This window comes from Streptomyces sp. ERV7, assembly GCF_001653515.1.
In the GTDB taxonomy this organism is placed as follows: domain Bacteria; phylum Actinomycetota; class Actinomycetes; order Streptomycetales; family Streptomycetaceae; genus Streptomyces.
Genome location: NZ_LYOY01000022.1, coordinates 1 through 14,207, shown reverse-complemented (window position 1 = coordinate 14,207; position 14,207 = coordinate 1). Strand labels below are relative to the sequence as shown.

10 protein-coding genes are annotated in these 14,207 nt (G+C 72.1%); 2 read left to right on the top strand and 8 right to left on the bottom strand.

Annotated elements, in window-relative coordinates:
- From A8W25_RS06155 to A8W25_RS06140, 4 genes are all read right to left on the bottom strand, one after another.
- Window positions 1-446 (bottom strand): ABC transporter ATP-binding protein (locus A8W25_RS06155; RefSeq protein ID WP_158942435.1); only part of this gene is annotated, 446 nt, incomplete at its 3' end.
- Between the two features lie 200 nt (window positions 447-646).
- Entirely contained in the window at window positions 647-1,168 is a 522-nt protein-coding gene (locus A8W25_RS06150) for a GNAT family N-acetyltransferase (protein WP_067157201.1), read from the bottom strand.
- Window positions 1,169-1,280: 112 nt separating this feature from the next.
- A complete protein-coding gene (locus A8W25_RS06145) occupies window positions 1,281-1,958 on the bottom strand; it encodes a response regulator (protein ID WP_067157198.1) in 678 nt (225 codons plus the stop codon).
- Entirely contained in the window at window positions 1,955-3,640 is a 1,686-nt protein-coding gene (locus A8W25_RS06140; protein ID WP_234386302.1) for a sensor histidine kinase, read from the bottom strand. The genes A8W25_RS06145 and A8W25_RS06140 overlap by 4 nt, the downstream gene beginning before the upstream one ends.
- Window positions 3,641-3,894: 254 nt before the next feature.
- Here A8W25_RS06140 and A8W25_RS06135 point away from each other — a divergent pair, with 254 nt between their 5' ends.
- A complete protein-coding gene (locus tag A8W25_RS06135; protein WP_067157194.1) occupies window positions 3,895-4,128 on the top strand; it encodes a chaplin in 234 nt (77 codons plus the stop codon).
- A gap of 86 nt (window positions 4,129-4,214) precedes the next feature.
- On the opposite strand, the gene A8W25_RS06130 is transcribed toward A8W25_RS06135, so the two are convergent.
- Window positions 4,215-6,458: an MMPL family transporter gene (locus A8W25_RS06130; RefSeq protein WP_067157189.1), complete on the bottom strand. Its 2,244-nt coding sequence runs from the start codon at window positions 6,456-6,458 to the stop codon at window positions 4,215-4,217.
- A 209-nt stretch (window positions 6,459-6,667) separates the two neighbouring features.
- Here A8W25_RS06130 and A8W25_RS06125 point away from each other — a divergent pair, with 209 nt between their 5' ends.
- Window positions 6,668-7,567: an acyl-CoA thioesterase gene (locus A8W25_RS06125; protein ID WP_067157187.1), complete on the top strand. Its 900-nt coding sequence runs from the start codon at window positions 6,668-6,670 to the stop codon at window positions 7,565-7,567.
- Between the two features lie 51 nt (window positions 7,568-7,618).
- Here the strand turns inward: A8W25_RS06125 and fabG are convergent, their stop codons facing one another.
- From fabG to A8W25_RS06110, 3 genes are all read right to left on the bottom strand, one after another.
- Window positions 7,619-8,377 carry a 3-oxoacyl-ACP reductase FabG gene (gene fabG, locus A8W25_RS06120; RefSeq protein WP_067157185.1) on the bottom strand — a complete coding sequence of 253 codons (759 nt, stop codon included), beginning with the start codon at window positions 8,375-8,377 and terminating at the stop codon, window positions 7,619-7,621.
- Window positions 8,370-9,833, bottom strand: coding sequence for a coproporphyrinogen-III oxidase family protein (locus A8W25_RS06115; RefSeq protein ID WP_158942433.1), 1,464 nt, complete (start codon window positions 9,831-9,833; stop codon window positions 8,370-8,372). The genes fabG and A8W25_RS06115 overlap by 8 nt, the downstream gene beginning before the upstream one ends.
- Window positions 9,834-9,912: 79 nt before the next feature.
- Window positions 9,913-13,833, bottom strand: a complete 3,921-nt coding sequence (locus tag A8W25_RS06110) for a type I polyketide synthase (RefSeq protein ID WP_079125861.1) — start codon at window positions 13,831-13,833, stop codon at window positions 9,913-9,915.
- Between the last annotated feature and the right edge of the window lie 374 nt (window positions 13,834-14,207).

Genomic DNA, 14,207 nt, shown 5'->3' with positions numbered 1-14,207 from the left:
GCGAGCCGGTCCGCGAGGCCGACGGTGGTGACGACGGTGTCCAGCCACGCGGCGTCGGGCCGACGGCCGGCCAGACGCAGGGGCAGCGTCATGTTCTCCAGCGCGGTGAGGGTCGGCAGCAGGTTGAATCCCTGGAAGACGAATCCGACCTTCTCGCGCCGCAGCTGGGTGAGCTGTCGGTCGTCCAGGGACGACAGCTCGACCCCGCCGATCCGGGCCGAGCCGGAGGTGACGGAGTCCAGACCGGCCATGCAGTGCATCAGGGTGGACTTGCCGGAGCCGGAGGGGCCCATGACGGCGGTGAACCGGCCGCGCGCGAACTCGACGGACACCGCGTCCAGCGCGGTGACCCGGGTCTCGCCCTTCCCGTACGTCTTGGTCAGGCCGGAAGCGCGGGCGGCCGGTTCCGCGAGGGTGGTACGGGAGGGAGGGAACGGCTGTGACATGGATACTCCGCCTGAAGTGCGGCGGCCCGCGAGGAGTTCGGCGGGCCGGGGGACGTATCCATCCTCACGGCCCTGAACTGCGTGAACATCGCGCTGAAGGCGGGAGTTGGCCTCTGCCGAAAGACCGGCGGCACGGGGTTCTTCTCTACCGAAGGGCAGAGGAGCGGCCGACGGACATCTGCCCTACGGGAGGGGCCCCGCTAGAGCCCGTCGGCCAAGTCGGCGGGCGACGCCCACGTGTACTCCAGCTCAGGCAGCTCAAACCCCTGCTCGAACCGGCAGACGCGTTCATCCGTGCGCTGAGCGCCGTGTCGCTCGTAGAAGGCGATGGCCGGCGTGTTGGCGCTCAGCACCTCCAGGTAGACGGCCCGCCCGGGGTGCTCGACGGCAGCCCACTCCCGGGCATGCCGCAGGAGGCGGCTGCCGATACCGGAGCGAGTACGCCCCGGCCGGGCGTGGAGGTTGTCCAGGAGAACGCGACCGTCGGGGCAGGGGGTGAGGTAGACGAATCCGACCAGCTCGCCCTCCTCCTCGGCGACGAACAGCCCGGCGGCCGACGGGTCGTCGGTGAGCCGCTGCTGCCACAGAGCCAGTCGATCCTCGTACAAGGGACCGCTCAGGAAGCTCTCCGGCATGATCCCCGCATACGCCGTGCGCCAACTGTCGGCGTGAAGCGCCGCGATCTGCTGCGCGTCGTGCCGCGCACCTGCTCTGATCTGCATGGCGTCGAGCTTCACTCACGGCGTCGGAGGTTGTCACGCCTTTATCGGGCGGGGCCCCGTCGTGCTCGCCTCCGCGGCACATCGCGGTGGCTCCCCCTGGTTGGTGGGGGAGTCAGGAGGCCAGGCCGGTGCGATGCGCCAGCAGCGCGGCCTGCACGCGGCTCGCCGAACCGGTCTTGTCCAGGATGGCGCCCACATGGGTCTTGACCGTGCCGAGCCCGATACCGAGCCGCGCGGCGATGTCCTGGTTGGACAGCCCCTCGCCGAGCATCGTCAGCACCTCCCGCTCCCGGCCGGTGAGCCGGGCGATCCGCTCGTCCACGAGCGCTCCGCCGGCGTTGTACGGGGCCCCGGCGCGCAGCATCCGGGAGATCACCGTCCCGGTCACGCCCGGGGAGAGCACGGCGTCCCCGGCGGCGGCCGCCCGTACCGCGCTGATCAGTTCCTGCGGGCCGTCGTCCTTGAGCAGGAAGCCCGCGGCGCCCTCGTGCAGCGCGCGGACGACGTTGTCGTCGTCGCCGAAGGTCGTCAGCATCACCACGCGCGGCGCGGGGGCGAGGGCGAGCAGCGGGGCGATCGCGGCCAGCCCGTCGCACACCGGCATACGGATGTCGAGCAGCACCACGTCCGGGTGGTGTGCGGCGGCCAGCTCGACGGCCTGCCGTCCGTCCGGGGCGTCGGCGACGACCTCGATGCCATCGGCGTGCCGCAGGATCAGACGTACTCCATGGCGGATCATCGCCTCGTCGTCGGCGAGCAGGACACGGATCGGCCGGTTGGGCTCGGTCACGGGGTCTCCCAGGGTGAGGCGTCTTGGACCGACGGCACGGTGAACCGGTCGATGGCGATGAGGCGCTCGGCGCTGTCGAAGCAGTAGCGGGCGATCCTGAGGGCGCCGGGGCGGGACTCGGTGGCGCCGGTGAACGGATAGACACAGCCGACCGCACCGGCGGGCCGCGGCGGCTCGTGGCCGGTGGCCGCTGCCCGGACCGCCCGGTTGTCCAGGACGTCGAGCCCGGTCACCTCCTGGTAGGTCATGCCCACCCGGGGCAGTGGGCGCGGTCCGGCGTCCTGATGGGGAGCACCGGCATAGACGAAGGCGGTCCCGAGGACCATCAGTACGCACAACGCGCCGAGGCCGAGAAGGAGCGTCAGCGCCTGTGCGGTGGGACGCCCGGGCACGACGCCCGCCGTGTCACCGACGGTGCCGGGCACCCCGTCCGCTGTCTCCACACCGGCGCCGGGCCGCAGGGGGGCCGGGGCGTCACCGGGCTCGGCCGGTACGGCCGCGTCCACGTGGAAGCCGCCGGACGGCAGGGGAGCGGCGTCGAAGGTCCCGCCCAGCAGCTCCACCCGCTCCCGCAGGCCGGTGAGTCCGCGGCCGCTGCCGACGTGTGCGGCGGAGACCGCGGACGCGGGGGCGCCGTTGCGCACACTGACCCGTACGGTCTCGTCGCCGTGCACCACCGTGACGGTGACGTGCGCAGCGCCGGCGTACCGGTGCACGTTGGTCAGGGACTCCCGTACCACCCGGTGCACGGCCCGGCGCACCCGCGCCGGACGGGTGTCCAGGTCCGGTCCCGTCCAGTCCAGCCCTACGGCGATGCCTCCGTCGCGGGACTCCGCCACCAGGGTCTCGATGTCGGCGCGGGTGCCGGTGGCGTCGGTGAGCGCGTCCGCCCCGGTGTCCCGGCCCAGCGGCCCGAGCACTCCGAGGGACTGACGCAGCTCGCGCATCGCGTCCTGGGTGGTCCGCCGGACCAGGACGGCCTCTTCGCGCAGTTCGGGATCGGCCCGGTCCAGGGCAAGTTCAAGGCCTCCGGCGTGCAGCGAGATGAGGCTGAGCCGGTGCCCCACCAGGTCGTGCATCTCGGCGGCGATACGGGACCGCTCATGGAGGCGGGCCTCGCTGTCGGCGAACCGGCGGGCCCGCTCCGCCGCGTCCCCGCGCTCGCGCAGGGCCCGCACCAGACGCCGCTGCTGTCCGTACGACGTGCCGACGAGCCCGGGAACGATCACCGCGGTCGGCGCGAGGACGAGGCCGAGCGCCAGCCCGTACGGCACCGATCCCGGACCGAGCCAGGGCGCCGCCGCGGTCGCGGACGCCACGACCACGGCGCCCGCCGCGGCCAGCAGCCGCGCGCGCCGCCGCGCCCGGACCGTCCCGCGCGCGACGGTGTACGAGGCCACCGCCGCGACGGGGCCGACGCAGGGCGCGAGCCCCGTCAGAGCGGCGAGGAGCAGCGGCACGGCCACGGGGAAGCGTTGGCGCAGCGGAAACAGACCGGCGCCGACGGCCAGCGCCGACACCTCCAGGTACGGGCGGTCCAGAAACCCGAGCACCGCCAGCGCCAGCCACACACCCAGCCCGGCGAGCACCACCCCGGCCGTCTCCGCCGCCGCGTATGCGGCCCGGCCCGGTCCGGGCGAACGGCTGAGGACGGCGGGGGAGGCGAGACGAGTGTGGGGCACGCTGACCAGTATCGATACCGGAACCCGCGACGGCATGCGCCGCACGGGCGATCTCTTTCTCTGCCGAAAGACAGAGAAAGACAGAGAAAGACAGAGGAAAGCAGAGGAAGACCGAGAAAGACATGGTGAACATGAAGTCCTCTTGTATCCCGTGGGGGTGAATCTCCCCCTGAAGGAACGGTTACCCGGCGCACCGCTCCCACCAGGCGTGATGGGCTTGCCACGTCACGAAGTTTCACTGAATTGGGAGAGACATGCGTATTCGCACTGCCCTCGTTGCTCTGGCCGCTGTCGCCGGTGCGTTCGCCGGTACCGGAGCCGCGGTGGCCGACGCCGACGCCGATGGCGCGGCCTTCGGGTCCCCGGGGGTCCTCTCCGGCAACGTGATCCAGGTGCCCGTCCACGTGCCGGTCAACGTCTGCGGCAACAGCGTGAACATCGTCGGCCTGTTCAACCCGGCCTTCGGCAACACCTGCGTCAACGACTGAGCCGTAGCCCGGCGCGTCCGGGCCGGTGTCCTGTGTGTGCTGCCCGGCCGGATCGGCCGGGCAGCACACACGTGCGTCGCGCCGCCTCAGTCCCCCGCGTCCTCCCGCAGCCCCACCCGCTCGTGCAGACGCCGCAGCGGCGCGGGGGCCCACCAGTTGGCCCGTCCCGCCAGCTTCATGAACGCGGGCACCAGTACCGCGCGTACCAGGGTCGCGTCCAGGACCACCGCCAACGCCAGGCCGACGCCGAGCAGTTTGAGCAGAGCGACCCCGGAGACCGCGAAGACGAACAGCACCGCGGCGACGAGGACCGCCGCGGCCGTGATGATCCGGCCGGTGTGCTGGAGGCCGAAGGCCACCGACTCCACATTGTCCCCGGTACGCAGCCAGCGCTCGCGGATCCGGGAGAGCAGGAACACCTCGTAGTCCATGGACAGACCGAAGGCCACGCAGAAGGTCAGGATCGGGATGGTGGCGTCCAGAGTCCCGGTGAGCTGGGGGCTGCCCACCAGGAACGACAGATGGCCTTCCTGGAAGACGAACACCATCGCCCCGAACGTGGCACTGAGGCTGAGGGTGTTGAGCGCCAGCGCCTTCACCGGCATCAGAACGCTCCCGGTGAACAGGAAGAGCAGCACCAGGGAGAACCCCACCACGATGGCGATCGCCGCCGGAGTGGCCCGTGCGATCGCCGCCGTACTGTCCCTGACCTCGGCGGCCCGGCCGCCCACCGACACCCGGGCGGGATGATGTGCCTCGGACTCCGGGGGCGCCACCTCGCGCAGTCGGCCCACGAGTCGGGTGGCGGCGGGGGAGTCCTGCTCCGTCGTGGAGACCACGGAGAGCAGCGCGCTGTCGCCGTTCACCAGCGTGGGGCCGGCCGGGCCCGGCCCCCGGACCCGGCGGCCGGCGGTGTAGGTGCCTGACACCGCGGTCACCCCGCGTACGCCGGGCACTGCCGACAGGGCGCGGGCATAGGGGTCCAGGGTCTGGGGCCGGTCGCGCCCCACGCCCTCCACCACCACGGGGACGGTGTGCGAGAGGTCGGCGTCGAACTGGGTGCGCAGGACCTGGGTGGCGCGGTGCACCTGCGAGTCGGTGGGCAGCGAGTGGTCGTCGAACAGGCCGGGAGCAACCCGGGTGAAGGGCGACGCGAGGACCGCCAGCACCACCACCGCGCCGCCCCCGTAGAGCAGCGGACGGCGCATCACCGCCATGGCGAACCGGTACCAACGGCCGCTCTCCGGCGCCGCCTTCGCTCCCGCCGTACCGCCTTCGGCCCGCCGCGCCGGACCCCGCAGCCGCGCGAAAACGTCGTAGCGGTCGACGCGGTGGCCGAGGACGGCCAGCAGGGCGGGCAGGACGAAGACGGCCCCCGCCGCGGCCGAGAGCACCACCGCGATGCCGCCGTAGGCGAAGGAGCGCAGGAAGAACTGGGGGAAGACCAGCAGGGCGACCAGGGACAGGGCCACCGTCAAGCCGGAGAACGCCACGGTCCGCCCGGCCCTGCGCACCGTGGGTCCCAGCGCCTCGCGCACGGTGGCGCCGCCGTGCAACTCCTCCCGGAAGCGGGCGAGGACGAAGAGGCTGTAGTCGATGGCGAGGCCGAGGCCCAGCGCGGTGGTGGAGTTCATCGAGTACACCGAGATCGACACGGTGCCGGCCAGGGCGTTCAGCACGGCGCGGCTCACCAGGACCGACAGCAGCGCGATGACCAGCGGCAGGGCGGCGGCCACCACACTGCCGAAGACCAGCAGCAGGAGGACCAGGGTGACGGGCATCGCGATCGCCTCGGCGAGCAGCAGGTCGTGCGCGGTCTGCTTGCCGACCTCCGACTGCACCTGCGCGGGGCCGGCCACTGCGACCGTCAGCCCCCGCGCGTGCCGTCGGACGTCCGGCACCAGCCGCTCGGCCGTCGTGGCCCGGTCGTCCTCGTCGCCGCGCAAGGAGAGCGAGACGATCCCGATGGAGCCGTCGGGGGAGCGCAGCGACGGCGCGCGCCCCGCCGTCCAGTACGAGGTGGCCGCCCGCACACCCGGGGCTCGCTCCACGCGCCGGGTCAGGGCGGTACCGAGGGACGCCATCGCCGGTGAGTCGACCGTCGCGGGTCCGCTGAGCAGCAGCACCAGGTCGTCGTCCGTGGCGGGGAAGCGCTCGGACACCAGGCGCGCGGCCCGCGAGGACTCGGCTCCCGGATCGGAGAACCCGCCGTGGACCAGCCGGTGTTCCCCACCGAGCCCGCCGATCCCGGCCAGGAGGACGACGCACGCGCTCACCCACAGCACGGCCACGCGCCGACGGTACAGAGCCGAGCTGAAGCGGTCGGACATGACGGGCCTCCCGGTCGAGCGGTCTGCCGAGGCGTGGGCCTGCGGCCGTACGGAGCCGTCGTGCACGGCGATTGTCCACCGCGCGCGGGCGTGCGGTGCGGCGCGGCCTCGCGTCCTGGTGCGGCTTGCGAGGCCCGTTCGATTGAGGGCCGCGTCCCCAGTGGCGATACTGGCTCCCGTCCGGCGACACCCGAGGTGAAGGGGGACCCATGGACCAGGAACGCGCGCTGCCGGACCTGCTCGGCCACCTCGATCTCGACCCTGCTCCGGGCAGCGCCGACGGGGAGCACTTCGCCGGCCACCCGCCCCTGGAGCAGTCCGCCCCGGTGTACGGAGGGCACGTGGCCGCCCAGGCGCTGGCCGCGGCCGGTCGCACGGTGTCCGCCGGGCTGTCCGCGCACTCCGCGCACTGCTTCTTCCTGCGGCCCACCCTGCCCACCGCGCCCTTCGACTACCGGGTCGAGCGGGTGAGGGACAGCGCCGCCTTCGCGACCCGCCGCGTGTACGCGACCCAGCGCGGCCGGGAGGTGTTCGCCCTGACCGCCTCCTTCCACCGCCCCGAACCGGGCCTGGACCACCAGGACCCGATGCCGCCCGTCCCGGCCCCCGAGGGCCTGGCGACCTACGAGGAGCGGCTGACCAAGGCGTTCGGCGAAGTGACGCAGCCCCTCGGCAAACCGTACGAGCTGCGCTTCGTCGGCCCCTTGAGTTTCGACGTGGAGAGCGACCCGTCGCTGGCGTCCTCCCGGAACCAGGTGTGGGTGCGCGCCTACGGCGAACTGCCGTCCGGGGCGGACCCGGACCGTGAACGCCTTCTTCACGACTGCCTGTTGGTGTACGTCTGCGATGTGACCATGCTGGAGACGGTCCTGCTCCGGCACGGCGTCTCGTGGTTCCACGCCAGTGGCCGCAGCCTCGACTACACCGTGTGGATCCACCGTCCCTTCCGCGCGGACGACTGGCTGCTGTGCGACCTCGATACGCCGGTGGCCACCGCCGGGCGGGGGCTGGTCCTGGGCCGGGTCTTCACCCGCGAGGGTGTACTGGTGGCCACCCTCGCGCAGGAGGGCCTGCTCCGGGTGAGCGGCGGACACGGGACCCTCGCCTGAGGGACCCGCGCCCGCGTCGGCCCGGAGATCCGTGTCCCGCGCCCGCACCGGCTAGACGATCAGCCCGCCGGAGACCTCGATGGCCTGCCCGGTGATGTAGCGAGCCCGGTCGGAGGCCAGGAAGCACACCAGGTGTGCCACGTCCAGCGGCGAGCCGAAGGCGTGGGTGGGGATCAGGGACTTGAGGAACTCGGCCTTGTCCTGCGGTATCGCCGCCGTCATGTCCGTCTCGATGAGACCGGGCGCGACGGCGTTGACCGTGACACCCCGGGCACCGATCTCCTTGGCCAGGGCCTTGGTGAAGCCGATGACCCCGGCCTTCGCGGCCGAGTAGGCCGTCTGGCCGGGGACGCCGTGCAGCCCGGACGAGGACGCGATGTTGATGATGGCGCCGCTGCGCTGCTTCACCAGCGGCATCAGCAGCGGTCTGGTGACGGTGTACATACTGTCGAGGTTGGTGCCGATGACCTCGTGCCACTGCTGTGGTCCCATACGGGCGAACAGGGTGTCCCGGGTGAGCCCGGCGTTGTTGACGAGGACGTCGAGCCGGTCGAGCCGGCCCAGGGCCGCCGTGGCGAACCGCTCGGCCTCGGCGGCGTCGGCGACATGGGCGTACAGCGGGACGCAGAGCTGGTCGGGATGGGCGGCGCGCAGCTCCTGGGCCATGGCGCGGGCTCTTTCCTCCGCGCTGTGGTAGCCGAAGACGACATCGGCGCCCTGCGCCAGGGCGAGCCGTACGATGGCGGCGCCGATGCCCCGCGAGCCCCCGGTGATGACGCAGCCGCGCCCCGCCAGGGGGAGGTCATCCACCGCCGCCCTCCCCGGGCACCGGCAGTGTGACGTCGACCGGCACGGGCCGGCGTGACTCCTTCTTGCGTCGTGCGGTCTCCTCGCGCAGCTCCCGGTAGCGCTCCTCGGCGATCAGGGCGGAGATCATGGGAGCGTAGAACGCGCCGTCGCCCACCAACTGGATGCGCGCCGGGGTGATGTCGGCGAAGCCCCGCTCGGCCAGGGCGTCCCAGACGGTGGCGTACTTCTCGTACACGTCCAGACCGAAGGCGGCGCGGTACTGGGTCCGGTTGATCTCCGTGCTGATGAGGCTGCGGAAGAGCAGCATCAGCAGCCAGTCGTCGGGGGTGTGCCGGAAGCCCCGCTCGACCGGGAAGCGGCCGTCGTCGACGGCGGCCTTGTACTGGGCGAGGCTGCGGTGGTTGATGAACGACCAGGAACGGCCCGGCGGGAGGGCGGGGTTGCCGAAGAAGGTGATCGCCGCGTAGCCGAGCCCGAGGGTGTCCATGTGCTCGAAGCGGGTGATGTAGCCCTCGCGGAAGTCCCGGGCCGCGGGGTCGCCGGGGCGGCGGAAGTTGTACGTCGACAGCTGCTGGTAGCCGTGCTCCAGCAGGAAGTCGCGCCCGGCCCGGTAGATCTCCAGGTTGGCCAGGGTGCTGGGCAGCTCGTGGTAGCGGTTGAGCGCGAAGTCGGTCGGGCCGCCGACGTTCAGCTCGTAGTGGGTGATGTCGTACACGTCCCAGGAGACCAGGGTCTCCAGGTCCTCCAGCATGGTGTCGACGGTCTGCTGGGGCCAGCCGAAGATGAGGTCGACGTTGGCGGACAGACCGAGTTCGCGGGCCCACTCCAGGCTCTGGATGACGTGTTTGGTGGTCTGTTTGCGCCCGCTGAGGCTGTTGAGACGTTCGTTGATCTGCTGGACGCCCATGCTGATCCGGGTCATCCCGGAGTCGCGGATCGCCTCCATCTTCTCCCGTGTGAAGAGCTGGGGAATGCCCTCCAGGGTCAGATCGGCCTGGTCCGAGATCTCGGGGAACAGCCGGCGCACCATGTCCATCAACTGGTGGTAGACGGGGCCCTTGTAGAGGTTGGAGGTGCCCCCGCCGAAGTACGCCCCGGCGAGGACCGCGCCCTCCATCTGCTCCCGGTACATCTCGGCTTCGCGTTCCACATAGCCGTAGTAGTTCTCCAGGGCGGCGTTGCCCTGGAACTCCTCGACGGGGAACAGGCAGTATCCGCACTTACCGGGGTCGGTCTTGATGCAGTAGGGGACACCGACGTACAGGAACACCGCGGACTTGCCGGCCACCTGGCACAGGTGGCGGCGGTCCGTGCCGATCTCTTCGAGTGGCACGGACAGTTCGTTCCAGAACCGCGGCGACGGGAAGCCGTGCTGGATCTTGTTGACCTGGCGTTCGGCGAGGTGGCTGTCGAGGTAGTCGTTGACGAAGTCGGGGCTCAACACGGTTGCTGGCACTTCCCCTCTGGGTGGGATCTGCCGGATGGTGGGCCGGGTGCCGTGCTCCCCGGCCCAGGGCGTGGGGCGGGAGGCGCGTTCAGGAGTCCGGCGAGGCGTCGGCATCCGCCAGGATGACCCGGTGGAGGAGGTATTCCGCCAGCTCCTCGATGCTCTGGTACTCCAGTGCCTCCATCGCCTTGAAGCGGAAGTCGAGCTTTTCCTGGATGCGCCGCTGGAGTTCGGTGATGCTCAGGGAGTCCAGGCCGATCTCCAGCAGGGCCAGGGACGGTTCGAGGTCGTGGATGTCGATCTCCAGCTCGGTCGACATCCGCCCGAGGGTGTCGGTGATCTCGTCGGTGAGCCAGTCGATGACCGTCCGCAGGCGCTCTTCGGCGGACAGCGGCTCGACGCGCTCCCGCAGTTCCCGCCGGGTGTCTCCGCTCTCCCGGGTGCGGCTGTCGGCCGGTGCGGCAGAGGTGTCGCTGAGCTGGGCGAGCCGCCGGAACTCGATGTCCTCCATGGCGACGACGACGTTCCCGCTGTCGTCGAGAACCGTCAGCCGCGCCGTGAACGCGCTCGCGGTGTCATGGGGCCGCAGCCGTACGTGGCCCCAGACCTGGCCGGGGAGGGGTGCGCGCAGCACCGTGCGGCCGACGGCGACGGGCACGTAGGCGCCCCTGGCCGAGCTGTTGTGCGCGGCGGCCGCGGTCAGGTGGAGACAGCCGTCGAGCATGGTGGCGAAGCGGTGCTCGTGGCCGACGTGGGACGCCCCGTCCGGAGCGGCCGTGATCCGGCCCAGCGCCTGGCCACCCGCCTCGTCGAGCCACACCTCGCGGACGGTGGAGAAGCTCGCGCCGTACTCCAGGCCGTCCTCGCGCAGCAGCCCGTAGAGCCGCCCGGGGGCGAGCTCCGTGGGCATCGCCGCGCGCAGCTCCCCGAGGTCGCTGCCGGACTTGCCCTGCCACGCGACCGGTCCGGCCCTGCCCTCGCAGTACCGGGGTTCGCCCTCCCCGTCGGCTCCCGTCACGGTGAACCGGAACCGGCCGTCCGTGGCGGGAGCTTCGGTCTCCAGATGGACCTGGACGTCGGCGGCCCGCGCGGATGACAGCAGGAGCGGCCGGACGAACCCGACCTCGCTCAGCTCCACCGGCGTGAAAGTGCGGCCGGTGGCCGAGGCGTAGGCGTGCACGGCCAGTTCCAGATAGCCGGTGGCCGGGAACACCGTCGATCCGAGTACGCGGTGGTCCGCCCAGGGTGTGCCGGGCCGCACCTCGTGCCGGTGGATCGTCCGGGCGGCGGGCCGGGGCTCGGCCGGGACCGGCCTGCGGCGCGCGGCCGCTCGTACGGTCTCTTTCTGAACGGCGTCCGGCGCGGGCGTCAGCCAGTAGCGGTCCTTGCGGAACGGGTACTGCGGGGCCGACGAGGTACGCCGGTGGCGCGGGCCCCGGTAGAGCGCGGGCAGGTCGACGGAGGCCCCCGCGCTGAACAGGGCGCCCGCGGTGGCGAGGAGGTTGCGCACGTCCCGCCGGTCGCGCAGCAGGGTCGGGATCACCGTGACGCCGGTGGCGCCGAACGCGTGCGGGATGTGGGCCCGCAGGGCCGGGTGCGGGCCGACCTCGACGACCACGGTGCAGCCCATCGCCGCCACCGCACGCATCCCGTCGTGGAAGCGGACCGGCCGTCGGGCCTGCTGGCTCCAGTACTCCGGTCCCTCCGCGCCGGTCAGCGCCTCGCCCGTGACATTGGAGAACACCGGGACGGTCGGGGCGGCCGGGCGAAGCCCGGCGGCGGCCTTGCCCAGCTCGGGCAGGACCGGCTCGATCAGCGGCGAGTGGAAGGCGTGCGAGGTACGCAGCCGGGCCGTCCGGCTGCCCTGGGACGCGGCGAGGCGCGCGACCTCGTCCACGGCCTCCGTCCGCCCCGAGACGACCACGGACCGGGGGCCGTTGACCGCGGCGACGCAGACATCGCCCTCGCGACCCGACACCCAGCCCTGGACGGTCTGCGGGTCCGCGTCGACGGCCAGCATCACTCCGTCACGCGGCAGTTCGCCCATGAGGCGGCCGCGCAGCGCGGTGAAGCGGGCCGCGTCCTCCAGGGACAGCATGCCCGCGACGCACGCGGCGACCAGCTCCCCGACGCTGTGCCCGGCCAGCGCACTGGGGACGGCTCCCCAGGCGCACAGCTGGGCGGCGAGCGCGTACTCGACGGCGAACAGCGCGGGCTGCGCCAGGCTCGTGTCGTCGAGGGCGTCGGCGGACCGCTCGTCGAAGAGGAGCTGCCGCACAGGGGTGGGCAGTTCGCCGTCGAGCGCCTCGGCGCAGCGGTCGATCGCGGCGGCGAAGACCGGTTCGCTGTCGTACAGTTCGCGGGCCATGCCCGGGTACTGGACGCCCTGGCCGGTGAAGACGAAGGCGGTACGGGCGGGCTTGGCCGGATGCCCGCCGGAGACCGACGGCGGGGTGCGGCGGGTCCGCCACAGCCGCAGGTCGCTGGCGATCTCGATGCCGCTCGCTCCGGTCACCGCGAGCCGGTGGCGGTGTGCGGCGCGCCCGGCGGCGGCGGTGAACACGGCCGGCGGCAGGGTCTCCGGATCGGTCCGGGCGAGGTGGTCCGCCCAGCGGTCGGCCAGCATGTCGAGACTCGCCGGGGACTTCGCGGACAGCACCAGCAGTTCCGCGGGCCGCTGTGCGGCCCCGCCGCCGAGGGCCCGTGGCCGCGGTGGCTCACGCAGGACCGCGTGGGCGTTGGTGCCGCTGTAGCCGTACGAGTTCACGGCGGCCAACCGGGGGGTGTCACCCCTGGGCCAGGGGAGGGGCCGGCCGGGGATCTCCACCGCGGCGCCCTTGAGGTCGATCTTCGGGTTAAGCCGGTCCAGGTGGATGCTGGGATAGATGGTCTCGCGGTGCAGGGACAGGGCGGCCTTGACGACGCCGAGGAGTCCGGCGGCGGCCTCGGTGTGCCCGAAGTTGCTCTTCAACGAGCCGACGTACAGCGGTCGGTCCGCGGTGCGGAACCGGCCGTACACGTTGGCGATGGCGCCCATCTCGATGGGGTCGCCCACCGGGGTCCCGGTCCCGTGCGCCTCGACGTAGTCGACCTGGGCCGGGTCGATTCCGGTACGGGAGAGCACGGTGCGGATCACCTGCTCCTGGGTGCGGCTGTTGGGCGTGGTCAGCGCGGGGGTACGTCCGTCGTGGTTGATCGCGGTCCCGACGATGCTGGCCAGGATGGGGTCGCCGCGCTCCTCCGCGAGCGACTGGCGGCGCAGCAGTGCGGCCACGCAGCCCTCGCTGCGGACGTAGCCGTCCGCCTTCGCGTCGAACGCCCGGCACTGCCCGCTGGGGGAGAACAGGCCCAACTTGCAGAAGGCGATGTGCACTTCGGGGTTGAGGATCAGATTGACCCCGGCGACCACCGCCGAGTCGCACTCGCCGGTGAGGATGGACTGCCGGGCCAGATGGAGGGCGACCAGCGACCCCGAACAGGCGGTGTCGACCGCGAGGCAGGGTCCCCTCAGATCGAGGAAGTGGGCGATGCGGCCCGCGCTGATACTGATCGCGTCGCTCATCGCGTCGTAACCGGTGATGCCCTTGAGGCCCATGACGTCATGTTTGAGAACGAAGTAACTGTTGCTGTTCATCAGCGCCAGGAAGACACCGGTGTTGCTGCCCCTCATCTGGTGCGGGTCCTGTCCCGCGTGCTCCAGGGCGTGCCACACGGTCTGAAGGAGCAGGCGCTGCTGCGGGTCCATACGGACCGCCTCGGCGTCCGAGATCCCGAAGAACGCCGCGTCGAACCGGTCCACGTCGTCGACGAATCCGCCGTGGCGGACGTACGTCTTGCCCGGGGCCAGGGGGTCGGGATCGTAGAACTCCTCCACGTCCCACCGGCTGGGCGGCAACTCCTCGATGCAGTCGCGTCCCTCCCTCAGCACGGTGTGTATGTCCTCCAGCCCGTGCACCTGGCCGGGGAGAGTGCACCCGACCCCTACTAAGGCAATGGGCTCAGCATCCATGCCGACTTCTCCTTCGCAGCGTGCGGGGGGCGGCGCGGTCGTGCGGCCTGACGCGGGGGACGGGCGAGGCGCGGCCCGGGACGGTCATCGGTTGCGCGGGATCAGCGGAAGTTCACGCGGGTCGAGTGCGGGGACCTTGGGCGTCGAAAGGAAGGAACGTGCTCACGAACGACGGCTCCACGCACGGGTGCCGAGCGAGTTCCGCTCGCTCTGGTGAGTCATTGCTCTCCGGCGTCGCACCTTCGCAAGGCTAGGCGCGGGTCGAGGAAGGCGACAAGGAGCCAAAGGGGCGTGGGGCAGCGCTCCCGGAGGCGCCGAGGGCGCCCGCCCTGCCAGGGGGTGGGCGCCCGTCGCGGCGCGCACGGCGCACGGGG

Coding starts and splice junctions, on each gene's coding strand:
- A8W25_RS06150 (WP_067157201.1), bottom strand. CDS start 1,168: ATGCAGATCAGAGCAGGTGCGCGGCACGACGCGCAGCAGATCGCGGCG.
- A8W25_RS06130 (WP_067157189.1), bottom strand. CDS start 6,458: ATGTCCGACCGCTTCAGCTCGGCTCTGTACCGTCGGCGCGTGGCCGTG.
- A8W25_RS06110 (WP_079125861.1), bottom strand. CDS start 13,833: ATGGATGCTGAGCCCATTGCCTTAGTAGGGGTCGGGTGCACTCTCCCC.
- A8W25_RS06135 (WP_067157194.1), top strand. CDS start 3,895: ATGCGTATTCGCACTGCCCTCGTTGCTCTGGCCGCTGTCGCCGGTGCG.
- A8W25_RS06125 (WP_067157187.1), top strand. CDS start 6,668: ATGGACCAGGAACGCGCGCTGCCGGACCTGCTCGGCCACCTCGATCTC.